General features: G+C 65.5%; 21 protein-coding genes. 6 read left to right on the top strand and 15 right to left on the bottom strand.

Features of this window, described 5'->3' with window-relative positions:
- Positions 1–34: 34 nt before the first annotated feature.
- The 3 genes from MRBLMC3_RS20595 to MRBLMC3_RS20605 form a co-directional block, all read right to left on the bottom strand.
- Entirely contained in the window at positions 35–607 is a 573-nt protein-coding gene (locus MRBLMC3_RS20595; protein ID WP_363756165.1) for a DUF3237 family protein, read from the bottom strand.
- A gap of 19 nt (positions 608–626) precedes the next feature.
- Positions 627–2,192 (bottom strand): peptide chain release factor 3, encoded by a 1,566-nt coding sequence (locus tag MRBLMC3_RS20600; RefSeq protein WP_363831947.1) that lies wholly within the window; start codon positions 2,190–2,192, stop codon positions 627–629.
- 119 nt (positions 2,193–2,311) lie between these two features.
- Positions 2,312–3,196, bottom strand: coding sequence for an aldose 1-epimerase family protein (locus MRBLMC3_RS20605; protein WP_363831949.1), 885 nt, complete (start codon positions 3,194–3,196; stop codon positions 2,312–2,314).
- 96 nt (positions 3,197–3,292) lie between these two features.
- On the opposite strand from MRBLMC3_RS20605, the gene MRBLMC3_RS20610 reads away from it, so the two are divergent.
- Positions 3,293–3,817 carry a hypothetical protein gene (locus MRBLMC3_RS20610; RefSeq protein ID WP_133653224.1) on the top strand — a complete coding sequence of 175 codons (525 nt, stop codon included), beginning with the start codon at positions 3,293–3,295 and terminating at the stop codon, positions 3,815–3,817.
- Here the strand turns inward: MRBLMC3_RS20610 and MRBLMC3_RS20615 are convergent.
- The 7 genes from MRBLMC3_RS20615 to rpmI all read right to left on the bottom strand — a co-directional run bounded on the left by MRBLMC3_RS20615 (position 3,765) and on the right by rpmI (position 9,688).
- Positions 3,765–4,457 carry a DUF4386 domain-containing protein gene (locus MRBLMC3_RS20615; protein WP_363831952.1) on the bottom strand — a complete coding sequence of 231 codons (693 nt, stop codon included), beginning with the start codon at positions 4,455–4,457 and terminating at the stop codon, positions 3,765–3,767. The genes MRBLMC3_RS20610 and MRBLMC3_RS20615 overlap by 53 nt on opposite strands.
- A 14-nt stretch (positions 4,458–4,471) precedes the next feature.
- Positions 4,472–6,886, bottom strand: a complete 2,415-nt coding sequence (pheT, locus tag MRBLMC3_RS20620) for a phenylalanine--tRNA ligase subunit beta (RefSeq protein ID WP_363831955.1) — start codon at positions 6,884–6,886, stop codon at positions 4,472–4,474.
- A complete protein-coding gene (gene pheS, locus MRBLMC3_RS20625; protein WP_363737912.1) occupies positions 6,883–7,986 on the bottom strand; it encodes a phenylalanine--tRNA ligase subunit alpha in 1,104 nt (367 codons plus the stop codon). The genes pheT and pheS overlap by 4 nt, the downstream gene beginning before the upstream one ends.
- 50 nt (positions 7,987–8,036) lie before the next feature.
- On the bottom strand, positions 8,037–8,228 hold the full coding sequence (locus MRBLMC3_RS20630) for a hypothetical protein (RefSeq protein ID WP_363831957.1): 192 nt from the start codon (positions 8,226–8,228) through the stop codon (positions 8,037–8,039).
- A gap of 159 nt (positions 8,229–8,387) precedes the next feature.
- Positions 8,388–9,014, bottom strand: a complete 627-nt coding sequence (locus tag MRBLMC3_RS20635; RefSeq protein ID WP_363737915.1) for a LysE family translocator — start codon at positions 9,012–9,014, stop codon at positions 8,388–8,390.
- Between the two features lie 94 nt (positions 9,015–9,108).
- Positions 9,109–9,471: a 50S ribosomal protein L20 gene (rplT, locus tag MRBLMC3_RS20640; RefSeq protein WP_007689504.1), complete on the bottom strand. Its 363-nt coding sequence runs from the start codon at positions 9,469–9,471 to the stop codon at positions 9,109–9,111.
- Positions 9,472–9,484: 13 nt separating this feature from the next.
- On the bottom strand, positions 9,485–9,688 hold the full coding sequence (rpmI, locus tag MRBLMC3_RS20645; protein ID WP_007689506.1) for a 50S ribosomal protein L35: 204 nt from the start codon (positions 9,686–9,688) through the stop codon (positions 9,485–9,487).
- 158 nt (positions 9,689–9,846) lie between these two features.
- Between rpmI and MRBLMC3_RS20650 the strand changes: the two genes are divergently transcribed.
- Entirely contained in the window at positions 9,847–12,015 is a 2,169-nt protein-coding gene (locus tag MRBLMC3_RS20650; RefSeq protein WP_363831959.1) for an AsmA family protein, read from the top strand.
- On the opposite strand, the gene MRBLMC3_RS20655 is transcribed toward MRBLMC3_RS20650, so the two are convergent.
- From MRBLMC3_RS20655 to purD, 3 genes are all read right to left on the bottom strand, one after another.
- Entirely contained in the window at positions 12,016–12,270 is a 255-nt protein-coding gene (locus MRBLMC3_RS20655) for a hypothetical protein (protein ID WP_363831962.1), read from the bottom strand.
- The gene (locus tag MRBLMC3_RS20660; RefSeq protein WP_363831965.1) at positions 12,257–12,790 is read right to left on the bottom strand and encodes a hypothetical protein; all 534 of its coding nucleotides are present in this window, start codon (positions 12,788–12,790) and stop codon (positions 12,257–12,259) included. The genes MRBLMC3_RS20655 and MRBLMC3_RS20660 overlap by 14 nt, the downstream gene beginning before the upstream one ends.
- A gap of 64 nt (positions 12,791–12,854) precedes the next feature.
- A complete protein-coding gene (gene purD / locus MRBLMC3_RS20665; RefSeq protein WP_363831967.1) occupies positions 12,855–14,138 on the bottom strand; it encodes a phosphoribosylamine--glycine ligase in 1,284 nt (427 codons plus the stop codon).
- 6 nt (positions 14,139–14,144) lie between these two features.
- Between purD and xseA the strand changes: the two genes are divergently transcribed.
- From xseA to MRBLMC3_RS20685, 4 genes are all read left to right on the top strand, one after another.
- On the top strand, positions 14,145–15,641 hold the full coding sequence (gene xseA, locus MRBLMC3_RS20670; protein ID WP_363831970.1) for an exodeoxyribonuclease VII large subunit: 1,497 nt from the start codon (positions 14,145–14,147) through the stop codon (positions 15,639–15,641).
- Between the two features lie 34 nt (positions 15,642–15,675).
- Positions 15,676–15,885, top strand: coding sequence for a DUF2093 domain-containing protein (locus MRBLMC3_RS20675; protein WP_363737926.1), 210 nt, complete (start codon positions 15,676–15,678; stop codon positions 15,883–15,885).
- Positions 15,886–16,722 (top strand): M23 family metallopeptidase, encoded by an 837-nt coding sequence (locus MRBLMC3_RS20680; RefSeq protein WP_363831972.1) that lies wholly within the window; start codon positions 15,886–15,888, stop codon positions 16,720–16,722. It abuts the gene before it with no gap.
- Positions 16,723–17,043: 321 nt separating this feature from the next.
- A complete protein-coding gene (locus MRBLMC3_RS20685) occupies positions 17,044–20,067 on the top strand; it encodes a TonB-dependent receptor plug domain-containing protein (protein WP_363831975.1) in 3,024 nt (1,007 codons plus the stop codon).
- Positions 20,068–20,156: 89 nt separating this feature from the next.
- On the opposite strand, the gene clpB is transcribed toward MRBLMC3_RS20685, so the two are convergent.
- Together clpB and MRBLMC3_RS20695 are read right to left on the bottom strand one after the other, a co-directional pair.
- Positions 20,157–22,736, bottom strand: a complete 2,580-nt coding sequence (gene clpB / locus MRBLMC3_RS20690) for an ATP-dependent chaperone ClpB (RefSeq protein ID WP_363737930.1) — start codon at positions 22,734–22,736, stop codon at positions 20,157–20,159.
- Positions 22,737–22,837: 101 nt separating this feature from the next.
- Entirely contained in the window at positions 22,838–24,472 is a 1,635-nt protein-coding gene (locus tag MRBLMC3_RS20695; RefSeq protein WP_363831978.1) for a M28 family metallopeptidase, read from the bottom strand.
- Positions 24,473–24,550 lie beyond the last annotated feature (78 nt).

Consider the following 24,550-nt stretch of genomic DNA (forward strand, 5'->3'; position numbering starts at 1 on the left):
GCCGGCGCCCGGCGCAGGAAATGACCCGCGGGCCTCAGCCCGTGGTCAGCCGGAAGATGGACAGCTTCACCCCCGGCGCTTCTGCCGTTCCGGCCGGGCCGATCGTCCCTGTGAAGATGAACTGGTTCATCCAGGCATAGGGGCCGTCGGGCGCCTCGAACTGGGGCGTGGAAATGTTGTAGTCGGCCGGCCAGTCGCCGTTCGGGCTGTGCCAGAGACCACGATTGAGCACATGGATCTGCGCCCCGTCATGCGTTTCCATGAAATATTCCGCCTGGATCTCCCAATAGCCGTCTGAACGAAGGAGCTGCCAGTCGAACCCGCCCGGTATGATCTTTCCGCGTATCGACGGCCCGGAAAAATCCCCGCCGATGATCGGTACGCGGAAACGCTTGCCGCGGATCGTCTGGCCATGCGGTATTTCCTTCTGGAGCAGCACGACGGCGTCATAGATCCACTCGGTACGCGGCGGTCTCGGCGCTGGCTGCGCGTCGGCCGCGGCCGCCAGGGAAAACGGGGCGGCGCCGGCCAGGGCCCCCGCTGTCGCTGCTCCGGAAAGAACGCCGCGTCGCGTCATGGAATCCTGCACGCCTGCCTCCTGCTTCATGCCCCCTGCACCCGCGGCCTTACCGCTCCTTGGTGGCGCTGAACCTGACCTTGGGATGGCGTTCCTGCTGATAGCCGATATCCCAGGCGCTTTTCGCCATGAAGACGATGTTGCCGTCGCGATCCTTGGCCATATTGGCGCCGTTGAACGCGACCAGGTCCCTGACGGCCGCATCATCGCCCGAAATCCAGCGCGCGGTGTCGAAGGGGGAGGCCTCCAGCCCGGCCGCGACCTTATATTCCGCCTCCAGCCGTGAGATCAGCACGTCCAACTGCAACTGTCCGACCACGCCGACGATCCAGTTCGACCCGATCTCCGGATAGAAGACCTGGATCACGCCCTCTTCGGAAAGGTCGTCCAGCGCCTTGCGCAACTGCTTCGTCTTGGTCGGGTCCTTCAGCGCGACGCGCCGCAGGATTTCCGGCGCGAAGTTCGGCAGGCCGGTGAAGCGCACCCCCGCCTTCTCGCTCAGCGTATCGCCGACGCGCAACGTGCCATGGTTGGGAATGCCGATGATGTCGCCCGGAAAGGCCTCATCCGCGATCTCGCGGTCCTGTGCGAAGAAGAGGATGGGGGAATGCACCGCGATCGGCTTGCCGCTGCCGCTCGGCGTCAGCTTCATGCCCCTTTTGAACTTGCCCGAACAGAGCCGCATGAAGGCGATCCGGTCGCGATGCTGCGGGTCCATATTGGCCTGGACCTTGAAGATGAAGCCGGTGACTTCGCTGTTCTCCGGCTCGACCGGCGCGGGTTCGGCGGGCTGGGCGCGCGGCGGCGGCGCATGGGCGGCCAGCGCGTCGATCAACTCGGTCACGCCGAACAGCTTGAGCGCCGATCCGAAATAGACCGGGGTCAGGTCGCCATGGCGATAGGCGGCAAGGTCGAAATCGGCATAGCCGCCCACTGCCAGTTCGGCTTCCTCGCGCAGCCGCGCCAGCCCCTGTTCGGACAGATGCCCGGCCAGGGCGTCGTCGACGACGCCGGAGAAGACGGCCTCCTTGCCTTCAAATTCCTTGCTCGCGCCCGAAGGCTGGCGCAGGCGGTTCCTGGCGAAATCGTAAATCCCCTCGAACTCGCCGCCCATGCCGACCGGCCAGCTCATCGGGCACACGTCCAGCGCCAGCGCGTCGGCCACTTCGTCGAGCAGCGCGAAGCTGTCACGTCCTTCACGATCGACCTTGTTGATGAAGGTGATGATGGGGACGTTGCGCAGCCGGCACACCTCGAACAGCTTGCGCGTCTGCGGCTCGATGCCCTTGGCGGCGTCGATCACCATCACGGCGGAATCCACCGCAGTCAGCGTGCGGTAGGTGTCCTCGGAAAAATCCTCGTGCCCCGGCGTATCGAGCAGATTGAAGGTGATCCCGTCCCGCTCGAAGGTCATGACGGAGCTGGTCACGGAAATGCCGCGCTGCTGCTCGATCTTCATCCAGTCGGATCGCGCGCGCCGGTTCGCCCCGCGGGCCTTGACTTCCCCGGCCAGATGGATCGCACCGCCCTCCAGCAGCAGTTTCTCGGTCAGCGTGGTCTTGCCCGCGTCGGGGTGGGAGATGATGGCGAAGGTGCGGCGGGAAGGAATGGTCATGAAATTTCATTCTGTCTGGAAATGCGTCATCCCCGCGCCGGCGCCAGGCGGTCAGGCCGGGAACTGGGCCGGGGGGTCGATCCCCGCCTACGCGGGAATGAGGGAAAAGAACAGAGGCATCAGCGGTCCACCAGCGTCACGTCCATCCGGAAGGCCCGCTCCGCCCCCGGCGCCAGCCGCATGATCCCCTGCTTTTCCCAGACATCTCCCGCAAAGCCCACCAGATCGGCCATCCCCGCCCACGGCTCGACGCAGAGATAATGCGCGCCCGGCTTCTGCCACAGTCCCAGCCAGGGCGTATCGGGAAAATCGATCCTCAGACCCTTGCCGCCCGGCACGCCCCAGAACAGGCTGCGGCTCTCCAGCCGGTCCCAGATCAGCGCGTCGCCCTCGAACATCGCATGGGCAGGCGCCAGCAGATTGCCCTCGACCGGCGAGGCGATGCTCTCCCGGGCGATCAGGCCCGGTTCGTCCCCCACCTTGCGGATCGGCGCGGGTTCGGCCTTCTCGAACAGCACCCGGTGCTCCTCCGCCGCCCCGTCATAGGGCAACGGCCAGGCGAAGGCAGGATGATAGCCGAAGGAGAAGGGCAGGGCGCCCGTCCCCCGATTGACGACCGTGGCGGTCATTCGCAGCGCCGCACCCTCCACCGCAAAGCGCATGTCCAGCCGGAAGTCGAACGGATAGACCGCCCGCGTCTCCGCATCCGCCTCCAGCCGGAAGGTCACGGCGTCCCCGCTCCGGTCGACCACATCGAAGACCCTGCGCCGCGCAAAGCCGTGCTGCGGCATGGGATAATCCCGTCCCTCGAAGCGATAGACGTCCCCGCGCGATCGCCCGACAAAGGGAAAGAGCAGCGGCGCATGGCCGGTCCACCAGCGCGGATCGGCATCGGTCATGAGTTCGCGTCCCTCCCGGTCCTTGAGCGACCAGAGCTCCGCCCCCAGCGGGTTGATGGCCGCGCTCATATCGCCCGACCCGATGGTGATGAATTCGTCCGCCATATGCCGCAATCTCCTCACCCTCCCGCATAGCGGCGATGCGGGCGCGGAACCACGCCCTATCTCAAGGGGTTGAAGAAGCAGCAGGGAGAAAATCGGATGAAATGGATCGGCGTGGTTGCGCTTCTGCTCTGTTCCACGGGCGCCTTGGCCCAGGAACAGGAGAAGAAGGACGATACGTTGAAGAAGGCGGGCAGCATCGCGACCCAGCCGGCGCGGGATGTCGGCATCGACAAGGACAAGATTCCCGACGTGCTCCAGCAGGCGGTCGAAGACCCTTATAAGCGCCCGCCCGTACGGACCTGCAAGGCGCTCAAGGGCTCGCTCGATGAACTCAACCTGGTGCTTGGCCCTGATTTTACCGTGGGGCAGAAGGCGAACGAGAACCGCACCGGCAAGATCGCGGAGGCAGTCGGCAAGACGATCGTCAACTCGATCATCCCCTTCCGCGGCCTCGTGCGGGAAATCAGCGGCGCCGCGCCGGCCGAGCGTCGCCTGCAAGCCGCCGTCACGGCCGGCATAGCCCGGCGCGGCTATCTGCGCGGCCTGGCCGACGCCAAGGGGTGCAAGATCATGAGCCCCCCGCCGACGGCGGAGGAAAAGGCCGACGAGCCGAAAAAATAAGCCATAGCGCGAAGACCGCCTCCGCCAGCACCGCCACGATGTCGGCCTGAATGACGGTCGCGTCGGCCAGGTCCGGCGCGATCAGGGTCACCAGCCGGACGACCGCCTGGAGCGAGCCGCCGAACAGCAGCGCCGCACCCAATGCGCGGGGAAACCACCGCGAGCGATAGGCCAGCAACCCGGTCAGAAGCAGGCCCAGTCCCAGAAGGATGCGCGCGACATGCTGAACCTGATCCCGCAGCAGCAGGGTCAGTTCCACCAGGGAATAGGTCTGCGCCATGCCGATGCCCGGATGCGGCGCCCCATCCAGCAGGACGATCGGCGCCATGGCGAGGATGCCGCCTGCCGCCAGCGCCGCGATGCCGATGACGGACAGCAGCGCCGCCATCCGCGCGACATGCCTCCCCACCGGCGCGAACAGCGCGTAAAGCAGCACGGTCGCCGCCAGCATGGCGCAGATCATGACCAGGTCGCTCGCCTCCGCCATGCGATAGGCCCAGGGAAAGTCCCTGATGTTCCGCGCCGTTTCCCGCCCGGAACCCGGCACGACCAGTGCGGCGCGGATCATGGCTTCCCCCACGCCGCGCGCCGCCATGCCGCCGAGAAGGAAAAGGCCGGCGAGCCGCGCTTTCCCCTCCATCCCGGCGAACAGTCTCATCCCCGCAGCGTGCCGCCCAGCTTTGCCGCCGCCTTCACCACGGCCGCGCTGATCGCGTCCAGCTCCTCCTGCGCGAAGCTCTTTTCGCCGGGTTGCAGCGTGATCTCGACGGCCAGGCTCTTCTTGCCCTCGTCCACGCCGGGGCCGACGAAGACGTCGAACAGCCGCGCGTCGACGATCGCTTTCTTGTCCGCATTCCTGACGGCGCGGACCAGCGCGTCGGCTTCGACGGCTTCATCGACGAGGAAGGCGAAGTCGCGCTTCACCGCCTGAAGGGCAGGCGGCGCATAGGGCGCGCGCATGAAGCCATTGGCCCGCTTGGCGGGGATGGCGTCCAGGAAGATTTCGCCCGCGACCACCGTGCCGGTCAGCCCGAACTGCCTCGCCAGGCTGGGGTGCAGCACGCCGAACTCCGCCAGCACCGTCTTCGGCCCCAGCCGCAACGTGCCCGACTGGCCCGGATGATAGCCGCCGGACGCCTCGCCGAAGCTCTGGAGATTGGCGACGGGCGCGCCCGCCGCGGCGAGCAGCGCCGTCACCTCGCCCTTGGCATCGAAGGCGGTGAAGGGCTGCGCCTTCCCCGTCTGCCAGCCTCGCGCCAGTTTCTCGCCAGCCAGCACGAAGCCGACCGTCGCCCGTTCCTTGTCCGCCTGATAGCGGCGGCCCAGTTCGAACAGCCGCACCGAAGCCGCGCCGCGATCCACGTTCCGCCGCGCCGCGGAAAGCAGACCGGGCAGCAGCGAAGGCCGCATGACCTTCAGATCCTCCGAAATCGGATTGGCCAGGGTCCATGCCCCGCCACCGACCGCAGCGGCCTCCTTTTCCGAGATGAAGGACCAGTTGATCGCTTCGGCAAGGCCGCGCGCCGCCGCCGTCCGGCGCACGCGCCGCTCGATCGCCTGCTCCGGCGTGGCGGTCGGCTTGGCGACGCCGGGGGCGCGGGGCAGGGGGGTGGAGGGCACCTGGTCCAGCCCGACGATGCGCACGACTTCCTCGACAATGTCGGGCCAGCCGTCGACGTCGCGCCGCCAGCTCGGCACCGTCACGGTCCATGTGGCCGGGGTCGTGACCGGCACGCCATCCTGATATTCGAAGGTGGCGTCATGGCCTTCCACCGCGAAGCCCAGGCTTTCCAGGATGCGCTTCTGCTCGGCGTCCGCCACGTCGACCCCGGCCAGCGCCAGGCATTGCGCCGGATCATAGGTCACGGTCTTCGCGACCACGGGCGGATTGCCCGCACGCGTCGCCTCGCTGGCGCTGCCGCCGCACAGATGCGTCACCAGATAGGTCGCGATCGACAGGCCGTCGTCCAGGAAGGCGGGGTCCACCCCGCGCTCGAACCGTCCGCGGGCGTCGCTGGTCAGCCCCAGCTTCTGCCCCGTCACCGCGATCCGTTCCGGCGTGAAATAGGCGCATTCGATCAGCACGTCGGTCGTGCCGTCCTGCGCGCCCGAATGCTCGCCGCCCATGATGCCGCCAATGTCGTGCACCGCCTCGTCATCCGCGATCACGGTCATGCTGTCGTCGATAGCGTATGTCTTCCCGTTCAGCGCCAGCACCTGCTCGCCTGGCCGCCCGTGCCGCGCGACCAGCCCGCCCTTCAGCGTCGCCATGTCATAGACATGCAGCGGCCGGCCGAGATCGATCATGATATAGTTGGTGATGTCGACCAGCGTGCTGATCGGCTTCTGCCCTATGGCCTTCAACTGCTTCGCCATCCATTCGGGCGAACTGCCGTTCTTCACGCCCCTGACCGTGCGCGCGAAGAAGGCGGGGCAGCCATCGGCATCCTCGATCCGCACGTCCGGTCCGGGTCCGGCCGCCTCGATCGTCGGCACGATCAGCGCGTTCAGCGTGCCCAGGCCCGCCGCCGCCAGATCGCGCGCGATGCCGCGCACGCCCATGCAATCCTGCCGGTTGGGCGTGATCGACACGTCGATGACCGGATCGTCCAGCCCGGCCCATTCGGCATAGACCTGTCCCACCGGCGCGTCGGCGCCAAGTTCGATGATCCCGTCATGATCCTCGCCCAGTTCCAGTTCACGGAACGAACACATCATGCCATTGGATTCGACGCCGCGAATGGCGGTCTTTTTCAGCACCATGCCATTGACCGGCACCACCGCGCCCTCGGTCCCGAACACGCCGACCAGTCCCGCCCGCGCATTGGGCGCGCCGCAGACGACCTGCAGGGCGCCGTCGCCCGCGTCCACGGTCAGCACCTGCAGCTTGTCCGCCTGCGGATGGCGTTCCGCCGTCAGCACCTTCGCAATGCGGAAGGCGCCCAGCTTTTCCGCCGGATTCTCCACGCCCTCGACCTCAAGCCCGATATTGGTCAGGCCCTTGAGGATCGTCGGCAGGTCGGCATCGGTGTTGAGATGCGTCTTGAGCCAGCTCAGCGTGAACTTCATGCGCCCACTCCTCCGCTCAGCGTCGGCACGTCCAGCGCCGAAAAACCATAATGTTTCAGCCAGCGCAGATCGCCGTCGAAGAAAGCGCGCAAGTCGTTCATCCCATATTTCAGCATGGCGAGCCGGTCGACGCCGGTGCCGAAGGCAAAGCCCTGCCATTCGTCCGGATCAAGGCCGCATGCCTCGATCACCCGGCGGTTGACCATGCCGCTGCCCAGCACTTCCAGCCAGCCGCCGCCCGGCGCATCGCCGTCGCCGCCGATCACCCGCTGGCCGCTCACCAGCGTATAGCCGACATCGACCTCGACCGAAGGCTCGGTAAAGGGGAAATAGCTGGGCCGCAGGCGCAGGACGATGTCGTCACGCTCGAAAAATGCCTTCAGGAAGGTTTCCAGCGTCCATTTGAGGTGGCCGAGCGTGATGCCCTTGTCGATCACCAGCCCCTCGATCTGATGGAACATCGGGGTATGCGTCGCGTCGCTGTCCGACCGATAGACCCGGCCTGGCGCGATGATGCGGATCGGCGGCGCCGCGTTCATCATCGTGCGGATCTGCACGGGGGAGGTATGGGTGCGCAGCAGCATCTTCTTCCCGGCCCCATTCTCATCGGGCCCATCCGGGAAATAGAAGGTATCATGCATCGCCCGCGCCGGATGGGTCTCCGGAATGTTGAGCGCGGTGAAATTATGCCAATCGTCCTCGATCTCCGGCCCGGTCGCGACGGAGAAGCCAAGGTCCGCGAAAATCTCCGCCAGCTCGTCCATCACCTGGCTGACCGGATGGACCGACCCCTGCGGCCCCGTTTCGGCGGGCAAGGTCATGTCGATCTTCTCGGCCGCGAGCTTCGCATCGAGCGCCGCCTGCTCCAGCGCGGCCTTCCTGTCGGCCAGCGCCGCCGTCACGCTTTCGCGCAGGTCCTGGATCGGCGGTCCCTTCTCCAGCCGCTCCTCCGGGCTCATGCCGCCAAGGGTCTTGAGCAGCCCCGTCACCACGCCGCTCTTGCCCATGGCACCGACGCGCAGCGCCTCCAGCGCCTCCAGCGTATCGGCGGCGGCGATGTCGGCGATCAGGCCGGCTTTCAGATTGGCAGTCTCACTCATCACAGTCGTTCCCGCGAAGGCGGGAACCCATCTCCCGCACTATTCAAATTTCATGGCGCCCAATCGACGCCCCGACGCTCCAGAGGCTCAAAAACCGGATCAAGGGCGAGATCACGCCATTCGGGATGATCCCGCTCGATCAGGTCGATCGTCCCCTGCCTGTTCCACTTCTTGATCTGCTTCCCGCGCCGGATCGCCTCTTCCATCGAACCGCCGTTCCCGAACCACATCAGCCGGTGCACGCCGTAGTCTTTTGTGAAGCCTTCAATCAAGCCGGAACGATGCTGATGCCGCCGTTGAAGGCGATTTGACGTCCCTTCGATGCAAAGCGTGCCGTTTTCATGACTGGCGCGGATGCGGGCTGCCGGATGGATTCCCGCGCACGGGAACGATGATGGCGGTCAGGCCCGCGCGCCCAGCAAGGCCCCGCCAAAGCCGATGAACATCACCCCCGTACCGCGATTGAACAGCCGCTGCCGGTTCACAGGCGCCAGCCAGCGCTTCAGCTTCATGCCGCCCAGCGCATAGACGCTGTACCAGAAGCTTTCGATCACCACGAAGCTGACCACCAGGATCGCGAGCTGCACGCTGAAGGGCCTTGCGGTATCGATGAACTGCGGAAACAGCGCGGCGGCAAAGATGATCAGCTTGGGGTTGCTGAGACCCGTCAGCAGCCCGGTCCCATAAAGCGCCCCAGCCGACTTCGCTCCAGCCCGCGTCGCGCCCACCTCGCCCGCGTCGCCCACCGGCGCTCGCCAGGCCTTGACGCCCAGCCAGATCAGATAGGCCACGCCCGCATAGCGCAGCACGTCGAACAGTCGGGGCGATGCCTTGAGCAATGCTCCCAGCCCCAGCGCCGACGCGATCAGGCAGAGCAGCACCGCACTCATCAGGCCCGCCATCGTCATCATCGCCCGTCGCGGCCCATGGTGAATGCTTTGGGTCATCACATGCAGCATGTTCGGTCCCGGCGTGGCCGAGATCAGGAAAACCGCCGTGACATACAACCACCACACATGCAGCGACATGGGACGCTCCCTTCAAGGGTGACAGAAACGAAAAGGGGCGCCGAAGGCATCTGCCCCGGCGCCCCTTTTTGGACGATCTTGCGACCGTTCCGGCTCAGGCCGCGGGCAGCGCAGCCTTCGCCTGGGCGATGATGGCGCTGAACGCCTCGCCCTCGTGCATCGCGATGTCGGCCAGAACCTTGCGGTCCAGTTCCACGCCGGCCAGCTTCAGGCCATGCATGAACTGCGAATAGGTCAGGCCTTCGGCGCGGACGCCGGCGTTGATGCGCTGGATCCACAGGCCACGGAAGGTCCGCTTCTTGACCTTGCGGTCGCGATAGGCGTACTGGCCGGCCTTTTCGACGGCCTGGCGGGCGATGCGGATCGTGTTCTTGCGACGGCCATAATAGCCCTTCGCCTGATCCAGAATCCTCTTATGCTTCGCCTTGGTGGTCGTACCACGTTTTACGCGTGCCATGTGCCTCTACTCCTTACTTCAGGCCGTAGGGCGCCCAGAGGCGCACATGTGCCACGTCGGCGTCGGACATGACCGAAGTGCCGCGGTTCTGGCGGATATATTTCGCATTGTGGCTGATCAGGCGGTGACGCTTGCCAGCGACGCCGTGCTTGACCTTGCCGGAAGCGGTGAACTTGAAGCGCTTCTTCACACCGCTCTTGGTCTTGAGCTTGGGCATTTTCGTCTCCTTTTCAAAGCGCGACGATTACGAACAGCCACGGCAGCCCTAGTTAGCCGGGCGGTCCTTCCGAATATCGCGAAGGGCGGCCCATAGTCGGAAGCATTGCCGAACGCAAGCGATTCGGACCCAAAAAGGCGGATCGGCGTTCAACCGCCATGGCCGACGCCGATCCCCTCCGGCCGGACATGCCGGCAAGCGGTGCGCCGCATCCCCGTGGCACGCGCCACTATGTCCGGCGCGCGCGCGAGGGCTGGCGAAGGCTCCCCCTGCCGGCGCGCATCCTGCTCTGGATCATCGGCATATTCTTCGCGCTCTGGCTGATCCTCTTCATCACAAAGGGCCGCTTCCTCAAACATCCCTTCGAACGGATCGTCAGCAGCCGCCTGGAGCGCCCGGTTCGCGTCGGCGGCGACTTCCAGCTTTATTTCGACCCCGTCACCATCAAGTTCCGCGCCCGGCAAATGGTCATCGCCAATACGCGCTGGGCCAGCCGGCCCGCCTTTTTCCGCGCTGACCTGATCGACAGCCGCATCGCGCCGCTCAGCCTGCTGTTCGGGGACAGGTACAGACTGCGCTGGCTGGAACTGCGCAACGCCGCTGTCGATCTCGAATGGTCGCGCGACGGCAGGAACAACACATGGACCTTCGGTGACCCCCTCAGGAAGGGTGAGCCGCTCAACCTGCCGCTGATCCGTCGCGCCGCGCTGACCGGGACGACGCTGCGCTATCGCGATCCCCGCATGCAGCTTGCCGCCGATCTGGGCTTCGAGACGGTGAAAGCGCAAGACACCCGCTTCGCCAGCGATGTGCGCTTTTCTGGTGCCGGCACGATGCGGGGCCGCCCCTTCACATTGCGCGGCGGCCTGCTCTCGCCCGATGAAATGGTGACGGGCGGCAGGAACCAGCTTGCCCTACATGCCCAGGCGGGGGCGACCGTGCTGGAGGTCAGCGGCACGCTACCCGGGGCGACGGAGATAGAGGGCGCGGACCTGCGCCTGGTCACCCACGGACCCAATCTTGCCCGGCTGTTCGATTTCCTGGGCGTGGCCATCCCCGAAACCCGCGCCTATCGGTTCACCTCCGCCCTGACCAAGGTGGATGGCGAGTGGCGCTTCACCCATCTCAAGGGCCGCTTCGGCGACAGCGATCTGGCGGGACGCATGACCGTGTCGCAGCCGGATGATCGCCTGCTGCTGAAGGCCGCCCTTGCCACCCGCAGCCTTGATATCGTCGATGTCGGTCCCTTCATCGGCTATGATCCCGAGCGGTTGGCGAAGCAGGGCAAGGCCGGCGCGATCCAGACCGTGGACGGAGCGCCGCGCGTTCTTCCCGATGCGCCGCTGCGGGTGGAGGCGCTCCGCAATTTCGATGCCCGGCTGCGCTATGACATAGGCCGCATCCGCGCCGACAATGTGCCCGTGTCCAATATCGGCCTCACCCTCTCGCTCGACCGCAGCCTGCTCACCCTGTCACCGCTGACCTTCGACATGTCGGGCGGCCATGTCAGTTCCGACATCAGCATCAACGCCCGGACACAGCCGGTTCGCACCAGTTACGACATCCGCCTGTCGCCCACGCCGATGGGCAAGCTGCTCGCCCGCTGGGGCGTCGAGGAATCGGGCACCACCGGCACGATCAAGGCGCGCGTCCAGATGACCGGCCTCGGCAACACGCTGCACGATTCGCTCAGCGCCTCCAACGGCCGCATCGCGGTCATCCTGCCGGCCGGTTCGATGTGGGCGCGCAACGTCCAGCTGTCGGAACTCGACATCGGCACCTTCATCACCAAGATGTTCCAGAAGAAGCTCAAGGACCCGGTGGAGATCAACTGCGGGCTGATCGCCTTCACCGTGCGCGACGGCGTGGCGGCCGCCGACCCGATCATCATCGACACGCGAAAGAATGTGATGCTGGGCCGGGGCGGCTTTTCCTTCCGCAATGAGAGCCTGGACCTCGCCTTCCGCGCGGACGGCAAGAAGTTCAGCCTGTTTTCCGGTCAGTCACCCATCGGCATCAACGGGACATTCGCCCGACCCGGCATCGACGTGATCAGCCCCGAACTGGTGGCGCGCGGCGGAGCAGCCGCCGCCCTGGGCATCGCCGCGACCCCGCTCGCCTCCGTCCTTGCCTTTGTCGATGTCGGGGACGCAAAGAGCGCCGCCTGCGGCCCAGTGCTCGCCGGCGCGACTGCGGCGGCCCAGCGCACCAAAGGCGGCAAGCCCCGCGACGATGTCGGCCACGGCACCACGGCCAAGGATGAGGCGGGCAAGGGAAGCGTCCGGGAAAACAGGCGTCAGGAAAAGAAGTTTCTCGGCATCTTCTGATCACCCACCTCGGTCCGGGAGGGGGGGCACCGCGCCTCCTTGACAGACGCAGCGGTCTATCGTCGCGGGCGGCAGCACTTCGCTCAGCCGCTGGCGCACGACATTGGCCCAGATGCGATATCCGGCCGGATTCATATGCACGCCGTCCGCCTGATAATTATCGCCCAGCTTGCCGTCCTTCAACAGCGACAGGGGCCGGCGGCGCCATCCCTGACCCCATCGCCGCTGCCGGCCTGACCCGTCAGATCTTGCCATATTTGGCTTCGAAGCCTGCAACATCCCCGGCGGCGAGATATTTTGCCTGGTCGATCCACTGGTCGCGCACCGGGCGGCCCTTGAAGCTGCCCAGCCTGGCGTCGATCGCGGCGATGTCGGCATCGTTCCAGCCCGCGATCTGGGCATAGCGCGTGACCCCCAGTTCGATCAGCAGCGTGTTGAGCTTGGGGCCGACCCCCTTCAGCTTCAGCAGGTCGTCGGCATCGCCGGACGGCGCGGCAGCCGCCGGTGAATCGGGGGCAGGAACCGGCGCCAAAGGTTCGACCGGCGCGGGCGAGGGCGAGGGGGCGGCCGGAGCGGCCATCGCCGGTTCGGGCGCGCTCGTCTCGACCGGCACGGAAACCGGCGGAGCGGCAACAGGCGCCGCCACCGGCTTCGACTCGGCGGGAATGGAAGGCTCACTGGGACGATTGCGCCCGGACAGCAGGAAAACGATGCCGATGATGACCAGCAGCGCGATCAGCAGCCACAGGCCATAGTCCATGAAGAATTCTTGCATCGCTTGTCCCTCCCTGTCTGAATTTGCCTTATTTAAGGACGGTTGAGCGCGCGCCGCAAGGGGATCAGCGCTGCGCTTCCTCCCGCGCCACTTCGCGCCACCCGATGTCCCGGCGGCAGAAGCCGGTCGGGAAGGAGATGGCGTCGACCGCGCTGTAGGCGGCCTGTTGCGCCGCCTTCACCGTCGGACCGGTCGCCGTGACGTTGAGCACGCGGCCGCCATTGGCGACGATCATGCCGTCCCGCTCTGTCGTCCCGGCGTGGAAAACCCGCGCGCCGCCGGCCTCCGCCGCATCGATGCCGGTGATCGCGCCGCCCTTGTCGGGCGTGCCGGGGTAACCGTTCGCGGCCATGACGATGGTGAGCGCGGCGCGGTCCGCCAGTTGCACCGGCCCCTGGTCCGCCAGCCTTCCTTCCGCCACGGCAAGCAGCAGCGCAACCAGATCGCCGTCGAACCGCATCATCAGCACCTGGCATTCGGGATCGCCGAAGCGGGCATTATATTCGATCAGCTTCGGCCCTTCGGCCGTCAGCATCAACCCGGCATAGAGCACGCCGCTATAGGGCGTTCCTTCGGCGGCCAGCGTGTCGACCGTGGGACGGATGATCGTCGCGATCACTTGCGCTTCCAGTTCGGGCGTCAGCACGCGGGCCGGGCTGTAGGCGCCCATGCCGCCGGTATTGGGGCCGGTGTCGCCGTCGCCCACCCGCTTGTGATCCTGCGCCGATCCGAAGGGCAATATGGCGCTGCCATCGGTCAGGGCGAAGAAGCTGGCTTCCTCCCCCGTCATGAATTCCTCCAGCACCACTTCCTCGCCAGCCGCGCCGAACGCGCCGGAAAACATGGTGTCGAGCGCCTCCAGCGCCTCTTCGCGGGTTTCCGCGATGATCACGCCCTTGCCCGCCGCCAGCCCGTCCGCCTTGATCACCACGGGCAGCGCGAAGTCGTCCAGCGCGGCGACGGCGCCGTCCTTGCTCTTGACGCGTTCATAGGCGGCGGTCGGGATGCCTGCGCGCTTGCACAGATCCTTGGTGAAGCCCTTGGACCCCTCAAGCTGCGCCGCCCTCTTGCCGGGACCGAAGACCGGGTAGCCCTTGACCCGCAGATTGTCGGCAAGTCCGTCGACCAGCGGCGCTTCCGGGCCGATCACCACCAGGCCGATGCTGTGGCGCAGGCAGAAATCGACCACGGCGCGATGATCCGCGGCATCAAGGTCGACCAATGTCGCGTGCTGGGCTATGCCGGGATTGCCCGGCGCGGCATAAAGGGTGTCGAGCGTCGGCGATTGCGCCAGCTTCCACGCCAGAGCATGTTCGCGGCCGCCGCCGCCCAACAGAAGGATGTTCATTCGCCCATGTCCCCGGAATATGAAGCTGGTTTCGATGTGTCGGGGCGCCTGTTAGCCGAGGAACGCTCGGGGGACAACGCGCCGCCGCTCAGCGTGAGCGAATTGTCGGGCCTGTTGAAGCGCACGGTCGAGGACCGTTTCGGCCATGTCCGCGTTCGCGGGGAGATTTCCGGCTTCAAGCGGGCCGGATCGGGGCACATCTATCTTTGCCTGAAGGACGACAATGCCGTGATCGACGGCGTGATGTGGAAGGGCGGGGCGGCACGCCTGCCCTTCGCGCCGCAGGACGGGGTAGAGGTGATCGCGACGGGCAAGCTCACCACCTATCCCGGCCGCTCCAAATATCAGATCGTGATCGAGCGGATGGAACTGGCTGGCGAAGGCGCGCTGATGGCGCTGCTGGAAAAGCTCAGGCAGAAGCTGGCGGCGGAAGGGCTGTTCGACCGGGAACGCAAGCGCCGCTTGCCGTTCATGCCCCGCGTGATCGGCGTGGTGACGTCCCCCACGGGTGCGGTGATCCGCGACATCCTGCATCGGCTGGAGGATCGATGCCCGACCCAGGTGCTGCTCTGGCCGGTGCTGGTCCAGGGGCACGGCGCCGCCGATCAGGTGGCGCGCGCGGTGCGCGGCTTCAGCGAGATGCAGCCCGGCGGCATGGTGCCCCGGCCCGATCTGGTGATCGTGGCGCGCGGCGGCGGGTCGATCGAGGATCTGTGGAGCTTCAATGAGGAGATCGTCGTCCGCGCCGTCGCGGAATGCTCCATCCCCATCATCTCCGCCGTGGGACATGAAACGGACACGACGCTCTGCGACTATGCCGCCGACATGCGCGCTCCCACGCCGACCGCCGCCGCCGAAATGGCCGTGCCCGTGCGGGCCGAATTGCTGGCGATGCTGACCGAACAGGGGCTTCGCATGGACCGGGCCGTGCGGCGCGGCGCGGCGCAGGCGCGGGAACGGCTGGAAATGCAGGCGCGGCTGATGCCCACGCCCGACATGCTGCTCAGCCCCCAGCGGCAGAGGCTGGACCAGTTGTCCGATGGCCTTGGCGGCGCGCTGCGGCACCGCGTGGCCGACGCGCGCGCGCATCTCGGCCAGGCGGGCGGCGCGCTGCGGCCTGCGCTGCTCCGCCAATATGTCAGCCGTGCTGCCGAGCGCGTCGACCGGTTGCGGCTGCGCCCGGATTATCTGGAGCGCGTCTATCAGGACCGGGCGACCGCCTTCGACCGGGTGTCGCGGCTTTTCACCTCGGTCGATCCCGATCTGCCGCTGCAACGCGGATTTGCGCGGGTGATGGCCGGGGATCGGCTGGTGAAATCCGTGGCGCAGGCCCAGGCGGAAGGCGTCGTCAGCCTGCACTTCCGCGATGGCGCGGTGGGCGCGAGCATCCAGGGCGGCACCCCCCTTGAGAAGCCGTCCGCGGAAGCTATATCGAGTCCGTCCCGCACCCCGCGCAAACCGCGCAAGGGCAAGGAAATCGGGCAGCAGGACCTGTTTTCCTGACGATGCCGCCGTACGAGAAAGGCCGAGTGATCCCATGCTGATGTCCAACCGCGACCGCCCGGCCCGGCTGCACTATATGGCCTACAGCTTTCGCGTCCTGCAGGCGGGCGACCATGTGGTCTGCGCCGTCAGCGGACGGAAGATTCCGCTGGACGACCTGCGTTACTGGAGCATATCGCGGCAGGAACCTTATGCCAGCGCCGAACTGTCCGCCCAGGCCGAACTGAAGGCGCGCGGATCCTAGATGAAGCGCTGGATCGTCGCGGCGGCACTGGCGGTGGCCGGCATGACGGTCGCGACGTCCGCTGCTCCCGCCGGTCCGGAACTGGTTCTGAACGGCGCCCCCATGCAGGGCGGCCCGTTGCTGGGCACGGCGCCCAGGGGCACCGTCGAACTGCGTTTCGATGACCAGCTGGTGCCGGTCGATGCCGATGGCCGCTTCCTGATCGCCTTCGATCGCGATGCCGCGCCGCAGGCCGGGCTGAGGGCGCGTCTTGCCGACGGAACCATGGTCGAGCGCACCCTGGCCGTCGCATCGCGGGATTGGCGGATCGAACAGGTCGATGCGCCGTTGCGCCCCACCAGGAACACGCAGGCCTTCCTCGCCTTGCGAAAGCCGGAGCTGGAGCAGATCGCCGCCGCTCGCAAGGAAATGACCGACGCGCAGGGCTGGCGCCAGCGGTTCATCTGGCCGCGTCTTGGCCGCATCTCCGGCCTGTTCGGCGCGCAGCGTATTTATCAGGGACAGCCGGGCGCCTATCATGGCGGCGTCGACATAGCGGGCGCCCCGGGCGAGCCGGTGGTGGCCCCGGCCGATGGAGTGGTGACGCTGGCGGCCGATCACCCTTTCACGCTGGAGGGCAATCTGCTGATGATCGACCATGGCCATGGATTGAACAGCGCCTTCCTGCACCTCTCGCGGATCGATGTGATTCCCGGCCAGCATGTGGTCCAGGGACAGCGCATCGGCGCGATCGGCGCCACCGGCAGGGCGACCGGACCCCATCTGCATTGGGCCATGAAGTGGAATGACGCCCGGATCGACCCGCTTCTGCTCGCCGGCCCAATGCCGCCGCAGTGAAGCAATATTTCACGGAACTATAATTTTATTCGTTCGTTTGCCGGCGCCGAAAATGTAAAATTTTGCCCGAAAACTCGGACCTGTAACAATGTTGTTAAACAGCCGTTCAATGTGAGTTTTTCGGGTTTGTGGCATAATTGATACAGTTAAGATCAAATGCGATTTTTGACCTTCTCCCCTGCTTTACACTCATAAAACGTCTGCGCAGAGTAATCCGCAGCACGCGTGAAGAGGGTTTTGCTGTCGGGCTCTTCGCCCTCTTCACGCGTCTAAAACAGTACGCGGGCCAATCCGCGAACCTCCAGAGCAAGGGACTGGATAGTGAAGACCAACTCGAATAACGCGTGGCTGCGCGGAAGCGCGGCGCTGCAGGCGCTTGCATTGGCAGGCGCTGGTTTTGCCGCTTTCGCCACACCCGCCTTCGCCCAGGAAGCGGCGCAGGGCGCAGCGCCTGAAGATAACGGCGACGTGATCGTCGTTACCGGCTCCATCATCCGCCGCACCGACGCCGAAACCCCGTCGCCGATCACCACCGTCTCGGTCGAAAATCTCGACAAGCGCGGCATCAGCACGGTTCAGGAAGGTCTGCAGCGCATAGCCGCCAATAACGGCCCGGCGCTGACCAACAGCTTTTCGGCCAATGGCGCATTTGCGGCCGGCGCTTCCGCCGTGTCGCTGCGCGGCCTGTCGACCAACTCGACGCTGGTCCTGTTCGACGGCATGCGCGCTGCCTATTACCCGCTGTCGGATGACGGTACGCGCAACTTCGTCGACCTCAACACCATCCCCGACGATATCGTCGACCATGTCGAAGTGCTGCGCGACGGCGCCTCGTCCAGCTATGGCGCGGACGCGATCGCGGGCGTGGTCAACGTCATCACCAAGAAGAATTTCAAGGGCGTTGCCGGCCGCGTGGAAAGCGGCATCTCCAGCCGCGGCGACGGGCAGCAATATCGCCTGTCGCTGACCGCCGGCACCGGCGATCTGGAGGACAATGGCTATAACGCCTATGTCAGCGGCTTCTATTATAATAGCAAGCAGCTGAAGAACAGCCAGCGCGGCTATCCCTATAACAGCGACGACTATCGCGGTGTTTGCCATGACGGCAATTGCGGCCCCAACAACGTCGTCGATGGCCTGGACGGTGAAGGTAATTATCCGGGTTTCAGTCCGGTCGTCACCAACACCGGCAGCAACTTCTTCGTCCGACCCGCGAATTCGCTGACCGGCACTCAAAGCGGCAACTATCAGCTTCTAAATCCCGCTGGTTGTAATGCCCGCAGCACCTCCTATTCCCTGACGCCTGCCGAACTGGCGGACAATCTCGCAGCGGGTGCGCCGTCGACCGTCTGTCAGGAAGACCTGACCAAGAATTACGGCGTCATCAATCCGGATATTCAACGCTACGGTTTCTCGGCCCGCTTCACCGCCCGGGTCGGCGATTCGAGCGAAGCCTATGCCCAGTTCAACTTCCTGCAGACTGATGTCAGCTATGACGGCCTGCCCACGACCATTCGTGCGAATGCGCCGGCACCCTTCTATTTCCCGCGCTACAGCAGCTCGGGCAATGTGGCTTATTATGGCGGCAACACCATCCTGCAACTGCCGGTTTATGTCTGCCCGCGCGGCACGACCGTGGCCTGCACCGCCGCCAACGGCACGTTGAACCCCAACAACCCTTTCGCGGCATCGGGTCAGAACGCCGCGATCATCGGTCGCATTTCCAATTCGATCGAGCATGACGAATCGCGCACCCGCGCCTATCGCGGCGCGATCGGCATCAAGGGACCGATCAACGACAAGTGGAACTATCAGGTCGACGCGACCGCGATGCACATGGACCTGCGCCGCAAGTCGGACGGCTATATCTATATCCAGCATCTGTTGGACGTGATCGCCGACGGCAGCTACAACTTCGTCAATCCGAACGCCAACAGCCAGGCAACCCTGGATTATCTGATGCCGACGGCGATCGCGACGTCGACCTCCGACATGGTGCAGGCGCAGGCGAATGTCAGCGGCGACCTGCTCGATCTGCCCGGTGGTCCGCTGCAGCTCGGCTTCGGCGTGTCGTTCCGCTACGAAGCGGTCGATTCGCCCTCGATCAATTCGGATATCAACGGTGGTACGGAGCGCTATTATCGCCTGAACGGCTTTGCCGTGAAGGGCAATCGCCGCGTCTATTCGGCCTATGCCGAATTGAACGCGCCGATCATCGACCAGGTCGAAATCAACGCGTCGGGCCGTTATGACCGCTATTCCGGCGGTATCGACAATTTCTCGCCGAAGATCGGCGTGAAGGTGAAGCCGATCAGGCAGGTGCTGTTGCGCGGTACCTATTCGAAGGGCTTCCGCATCCCCAGCTTCGGTGAGGCGAATGCGACCTTCCCGACGACCGGTTATGTGGGCAATGGCGCGACGCTGTTCAACGACACCTATCTGGCTCAATATGGCTGTACGGTCGCGACCTTCAGCAGCTGTCCGCAATATATCCGCAGCGGCACCTATGGTGCGACGTCGCTGGCCAATCCCAATCTGAAGCCGGAAAAGTCGCGCAGCTTCACCGCCGGCATCCTGGTCGAGCCGATGCGGGGCCTGTCCTTCACCGTCGACTATTACAACATCAAGAAGACGGGCGCGATCACCACGGCGGACAATACGCCTGCACTGCAGGCCTATTATGCCGGTCTGCCGATCCCGGCGGGCTTCAACGTGATCGAGGACGTGCCCATCGCTCCGGGCGATCCGCGTCAGCCGCGCGTGGCCTTCGTCCAGTCCGGCTTCATCAACGCCGACACGATCAAGTCGGAAGGCCTGGACTTCGGCGCCAATCTCGACCTGCCGATCAGCGACGGCATCCGCTGGAACAGCTCGCTGGAGGCCAGCTACATCATCCGTCTGGAAACCAAGTTCCCCGACGGTTCGGTGCAGCGCTATGATGGCACGCTGGGCAACTTCAACCTGACCGCCGGTTCGGGCACGCCCAAGTGGCGCGGCACCTGGACCAACACGTTGGACTTCGGCAAATTCGCGCTCAGCGGCACCACCAACTTCTTCGGTGGGTACGACCTGTCGGCGATGGACCAGGGTGACGGCTACAAGGATTGCGGCCAGAATCCGGACCGCTTCGTGCCCTGCCGCGTGAAGAACTACATCACCTTCGACCTCAACGCGCAGGTCAAGGTGACGGATCAGTTCACCTTCTATGCCAACATGCTGAACGTGTTCGACAAGATGCCTCCGATCGATCCGGTCACCTATGGCGCCCATGCCTATAACCCGGTCCAGGGCGGCGAGGGTATCCTTGGTCGCTACTTCCGCGTCGGCGCGAAGTTCAACTACTGATCTTCACGGGTCCGAAAGGGTATAAGGAAAGGGCGCTTCCATCAGGAAGCGCCCTTTCTGTTTGTCTCATCCGGTCCTGATTGAAACGCTCAACCAATCCCCAGCCTCAACCCCCCATCGCCTTCATCGACCTTCACGGTCGCCCCGTCAGGCACCTCGCCGCGCAGGATCAGGTCGGCCAGCGGGTCCTGCAAATAGCGTTGCACCGCCCGCTTCAGCGGCCTTGCGCCATAGACCGGGTCATAGCCGACCCGCCCCAGCCACGCCCGCGCGCCGTCGGTCAGGTCCAGCGTCACCTTGCGGTCCTTCAGCAGCTTGCCGATCCGCGCCACCTGGATGTCGACGATCGGCGCCATATGGCTCGCGCCCAGGCGGTGGAACAGGATCACCTCGTCCAGCCGGTTCAGGAATTCCGGCCGGAAATGGGCGCGGACGATGTCCATCACCTGATCCTCGACCTTCTCCACCGGTTCGTCATCGGCCAGCGAAGCGATGAACTGGCTGCCCAGGTTCGACGTCAGCACGATGATCGTGTTGGTGAAGTCCACCGTCCGGCCCTGCCCATCGGTCAGGCGGCCGTCGTCCAGCACCTGCAGCAGCACGTTGAACACGTCGCCATGCGCCTTCTCCACCTCGTCGAACAGCACGACCTGATAGGGGCGGCGGCGGACGGCTTCGGTCAACACGCCGCCTTCCTCATAGCCGACATAGCCCGGAGGCGCACCGATCAGCCTGGCGACCGAATGCTTCTCCATGAACTCGCTCATGTCGATGCGCACCATCGCGCTGTCGTCGTCGAACAGGAAGCCGGCAAGCGCCTTGGTCAACTCGGTCTTGCCGACGCCCGTCGGCCCCAGGAACAGGAACGATCCCAGCGGCCGGTTCGGGTCCTGCAATCCGGCCCGGGATCGGCGCACGGCGGTCGCCACGGCCTTCACCGCATCGGCCTGCCCGATGACGCGCTTGCCCAGTTCCGCTTCCATGGCGAGCAGCTTCTCCCGCTCGCCCTCCAGCATGCGGTCGACGGGGATGCCGGTCCAGCGGCTGACGACAGAGGCGATGTCCTCGCTCGTCACCTCCTCGCGCAGCATCGCGCCCTGGGTGACGTTCTGGGCCTCCTCCAGCTTGCGTTCCAGGTCGGGGATGCGGCCGTAAGCCAGTTCCCCCGCCTTTGCCAGATCACCGGCCCGCTGCGCCTGGTCCAGCTCGACGCGAGCGGCGTCCAACTGTTCCTTCAGCTTGCTCTCGCCCGCGATCTTGTCCTTCTCCGCCTGCCAGCGCTGCGTCAGTTCGGCCGACTGCTGCTCCAGATTGGCCAGGTCTTCCTCCAGCGCCGCCAGACGGTCCTGCGACGCCTTGTCCGTCTCCTTCTTCAGCGCCTCCCGCTCGATCTTGAGCTGGATGATCCGCCGGTCGAGCGTCTCGATCTCCTCCGGCTTGGATTCCACCTCCATGCGCAGGCGGCTGGCGGCCTCGTCCATCAGGTCGATGGCCTTGTCCGGCAGGAAACGGTCGGTGATGTAACGATTGCCGAGCGTCGCCGCCGACACGATCGCGCCGTCGGTGATCCGCACGCCATGGTGCAGCTCATATTTCTCCTTGAGGCCGCGCAGGATGGAGATGGTGTCCTCCACCGTCGGCTCGCCCACGAAGACGGGCTGGAAGCGCCGCTGGAGCGCGGGGTCCTTCTCGACATATTTGCGATATTCGTCGAGCGTCGTCGCGCCGATGCAATGGAGTTCGCCGCGCGCAAGGGCAGGCTTCAGCAGATTGCCCGCATCCATCGCCCCCTCGGACTTGCCCGCACCGATCAGCGTGTGCATCTCGTCGATGAACAGGACGATCTGGCCCTCCGCGCCCTTCACCTCGTCGAGAACGCCCTTCAGCCGTTCCTCGAACTCGCCGCGATATTTGGCGCCCGCGATCAGGCTGCCCATGTCGAGCGCCATCAGCGTGCGGTCCTTCAGCGTATCGGGCACGTCGCCATTGGCGATGCGCAGCGCCAGCCCTTCGGCGATGGCGGTCTTGCCGACGCCGGGATCGCCGATCAGGACGGGATTGTTCTTGGTGCGGCGGGCCAGGATCTGGATCGTCCGCCGGATTTCCTCGTCGCGGCCGATCACGGGGTCGAGCTTGCCCTCGCGCGCCGCCTCGGTCAGGTCGCGGGCGAATTTCTTGAGCGCGTCATAGCGATCCTCCGCCCCCGCCGTGTCGGCGGTCCGTCCGCCGCGCAGATTATTGATCGCGGCGTTCAGGCCTTCCGCCTTCACGCCTGCCGCGCTCAGCGCCTTGCCCGCCGCCGTGGTGGTGGCCAGGGTGAGGGCCAGCAACAGCCGCTCGACCGTGACGAAGCTGTCGCCCGCCTTGGCCGCGACCTGTTCCGCGCTGTCCAGCACGCGCACGGCGTCGTTGTCGAGGCCGGGTGTCTGCTGCGCCCCGCTGCCGGAAACGGCAGGAACCTTGGCCAGCGCCGCATCGGTTTCGCGCAACGCCACGCCCGCATCGCCGCCCGCCGCCTTGATCAGGCCGGACGCCATGCCCTGCTGGTCCTCCAGCAATGCCTTCAGCAAATGCTCCGGGCTGATGCGCTGATGGCTCATCCGGATCGCGACGGTCTGCGCCGACTGGAGAAAGCCCTTGGCGCGGTCAGTGAATTTTTCGAGGTTCATACTATCCCCTTCGTGAAGCTGCTCACGATGTAATGTTGCATAAAAGCAACACAAGAGGCGCTACGCAAATATCCTTATGCGCTATCAATTCACCGGATCGTTCATGGTTTCGTCGCCTTGGGCGCATCCGGCGCAAATGCATCCCCAAAGAAATCCCCCTTGTACCAGCGCGGCGCCTGCGGCTCGTCCGCGATCTCCCGCGCAATGGCATAGTTCACCCTGGCGAACTTCGCGGCCGCATCCCAGTTGAAGGGCAGGCTCATCTGATCGGAAAGCTGGTGATAATCGGTCTTGAGGAAATGTTCGAACGCCTCCCTTCCCGGACCCGCAAAGCCGGTCATCAGGAACAGCGCCGGCACCCCTTCCTGGACGAAGCGATAATGGTCGGACCGGGTGAACAGCCCTTCGGCCGGCAACGGATCGGGCGAAAGCGAGATGCCCTGCGCCCTGGCCGCCTTCTCCGCAATGGGCCCAAGGGTCGAATGATCGGCGCCAAAGGCGATCACGTCATGGAAATCATAGGTCAGGATCGGCATGTCGAGATTGACCACCCCGACCAGCCTGCCGCCTGCCGGCAGGACAGGGTTCTTCGCCAGATATTGCGACCCCAGCAGCCCGTCTTCCTCCGCGGTGACGGCCGCGAACAGGATGGACCGCCTGGGGCGCTCCCCACTCTCCGCGAACGCCCTTGCCACGGCAAGCAGGGTGGCGATGCCCGACGCATTGTCCATCGCGCCGTTATAGACCTTGTCCGGTCCCTTGCCGTTCTCCTCCATCCCCAGATGATCGAGATGCGCCATCAGCAGCACATATTCATGCGAAAGCGCCGGGTCGGCGCCGGGCAGGACCGCCAGCACATTGCGGCTGGGTGCCGTTTCGACGATGCTGGTGCGGTCGATCCGGACCGTGGGTCGCAGCGCGAATCCCCTGGGCCGGGCACCCTTCCTTTCCGCCTGCGCGCGGATCGCGGCGAGGCTCTTGCCCGATCCTGCGAGCAGTGCGTCGGCTGCTGCGCCGGTCACCATCGCGGTGCCCCGGATGGCAGGCGTGCGGACATAGGGCTGGCCGTCCCTGGCGATCCAGCTTGCCGAAGGGTGCTGCGCCCGGTCGCGTATCTTTTCCCACGGCGTGCGGCCCAGATAGCTGGCGGTGGGTATGGTGATAAGGCCGACGGCGCCTGCCTGCTGCGCGGCCAGGGACTTTTCGGCGGCGAGATGCGCGCCGATCTCGCTCGGCATGCCGGCCGGGGCGCCGGACAGCGCAACCGCGAACTTGCCCTTGAGGTTGAGGCCAGCATAATCGTTGATCTTCTCGCGATCGGATTGCAGGCCATAGCCGACGAACACGGCCTGCGTCTCCATGCTCTGCCGCGGTTCGCGTCCAAATGCGCCGATGGCGATATCCTCGCCATTGGCGAAGCGCCTGCCGCCGATGCTGATCGAGGGCGCGGACGCCTTGTCTAGCCGTGCCACGGCGAGCGTCACGGGCTGATACCAGCTATCGGGAATGACCTGCCGCAGGCCCAATGCCTCGAACCGGGCGGCGATATAACGGGCGGCGATGTCATAACCGCGCGTGCCCGCGTCGCGCCCCTCCAGCAGGTCGTCCGCCAGGAAACCGATATCGGCGCGAATGGCGTCCGCACCGATGGCAGGCGCGGTTTCAGCGGAGGAGGGGTAGGGCGTGGCGAGGACAAGGCCGAGGGCGGACACGAAGGCGAGGGAATGACGGCGCATCGGGTGCGAAGACCTCTTCTTATGGTTGGAGGCAAAGCCTATCGCGCCCATCCCGCCTGTCCAGCGGAAAGCGTATTG

The sequence above is a fragment of the Sphingobium sp. LMC3-1-1.1 genome (assembly GCF_040676285.1).
GTDB lineage: Bacteria > Pseudomonadota > Alphaproteobacteria > Sphingomonadales > Sphingomonadaceae > Sphingobium.

Coding starts and splice junctions, on each gene's coding strand:
- rplT (WP_007689504.1), bottom strand. CDS start 9,471: ATGGCACGCGTAAAACGTGGTACGACCACCAAGGCGAAGCATAAGAGG.
- MRBLMC3_RS20595 (WP_363756165.1), bottom strand. CDS start 607: ATGAAGCAGGAGGCAGGCGTGCAGGATTCCATGACGCGACGCGGCGTT.
- clpB (WP_363737930.1), bottom strand. CDS start 22,736: ATGAACCTCGAAAAATTCACTGACCGCGCCAAGGGCTTTCTCCAGTCG.
- rpmI (WP_007689506.1), bottom strand. CDS start 9,688: ATGCCCAAGCTCAAGACCAAGAGCGGTGTGAAGAAGCGCTTCAAGTTC.
- MRBLMC3_RS20615 (WP_363831952.1), bottom strand. CDS start 4,457: ATGGAGGGGAAAGCGCGGCTCGCCGGCCTTTTCCTTCTCGGCGGCATG.
- pheS (WP_363737912.1), bottom strand. CDS start 7,986: ATGAGTGAGACTGCCAATCTGAAAGCCGGCCTGATCGCCGACATCGCC.
- xseA (WP_363831970.1), top strand. CDS start 14,145: ATGTCCCCGGAATATGAAGCTGGTTTCGATGTGTCGGGGCGCCTGTTA.
- pheT (WP_363831955.1), bottom strand. CDS start 6,886: ATGAAGTTCACGCTGAGCTGGCTCAAGACGCATCTCAACACCGATGCC.
- MRBLMC3_RS20610 (WP_133653224.1), top strand. CDS start 3,293: ATGAAATGGATCGGCGTGGTTGCGCTTCTGCTCTGTTCCACGGGCGCC.
- MRBLMC3_RS20660 (WP_363831965.1), bottom strand. CDS start 12,790: ATGCAAGAATTCTTCATGGACTATGGCCTGTGGCTGCTGATCGCGCTG.
- MRBLMC3_RS20680 (WP_363831972.1), top strand. CDS start 15,886: ATGAAGCGCTGGATCGTCGCGGCGGCACTGGCGGTGGCCGGCATGACG.
- MRBLMC3_RS20655 (WP_363831962.1), bottom strand. CDS start 12,270: ATGGCAAGATCTGACGGGTCAGGCCGGCAGCGGCGATGGGGTCAGGGA.
- MRBLMC3_RS20675 (WP_363737926.1), top strand. CDS start 15,676: ATGCTGATGTCCAACCGCGACCGCCCGGCCCGGCTGCACTATATGGCC.
- purD (WP_363831967.1), bottom strand. CDS start 14,138: ATGAACATCCTTCTGTTGGGCGGCGGCGGCCGCGAACATGCTCTGGCG.
- MRBLMC3_RS20600 (WP_363831947.1), bottom strand. CDS start 2,192: ATGACCATTCCTTCCCGCCGCACCTTCGCCATCATCTCCCACCCCGAC.
- MRBLMC3_RS20605 (WP_363831949.1), bottom strand. CDS start 3,196: ATGGCGGACGAATTCATCACCATCGGGTCGGGCGATATGAGCGCGGCC.
- MRBLMC3_RS20695 (WP_363831978.1), bottom strand. CDS start 24,472: ATGCGCCGTCATTCCCTCGCCTTCGTGTCCGCCCTCGGCCTTGTCCTC.
- MRBLMC3_RS20650 (WP_363831959.1), top strand. CDS start 9,847: ATGGCCGACGCCGATCCCCTCCGGCCGGACATGCCGGCAAGCGGTGCG.
- MRBLMC3_RS20635 (WP_363737915.1), bottom strand. CDS start 9,014: ATGTCGCTGCATGTGTGGTGGTTGTATGTCACGGCGGTTTTCCTGATC.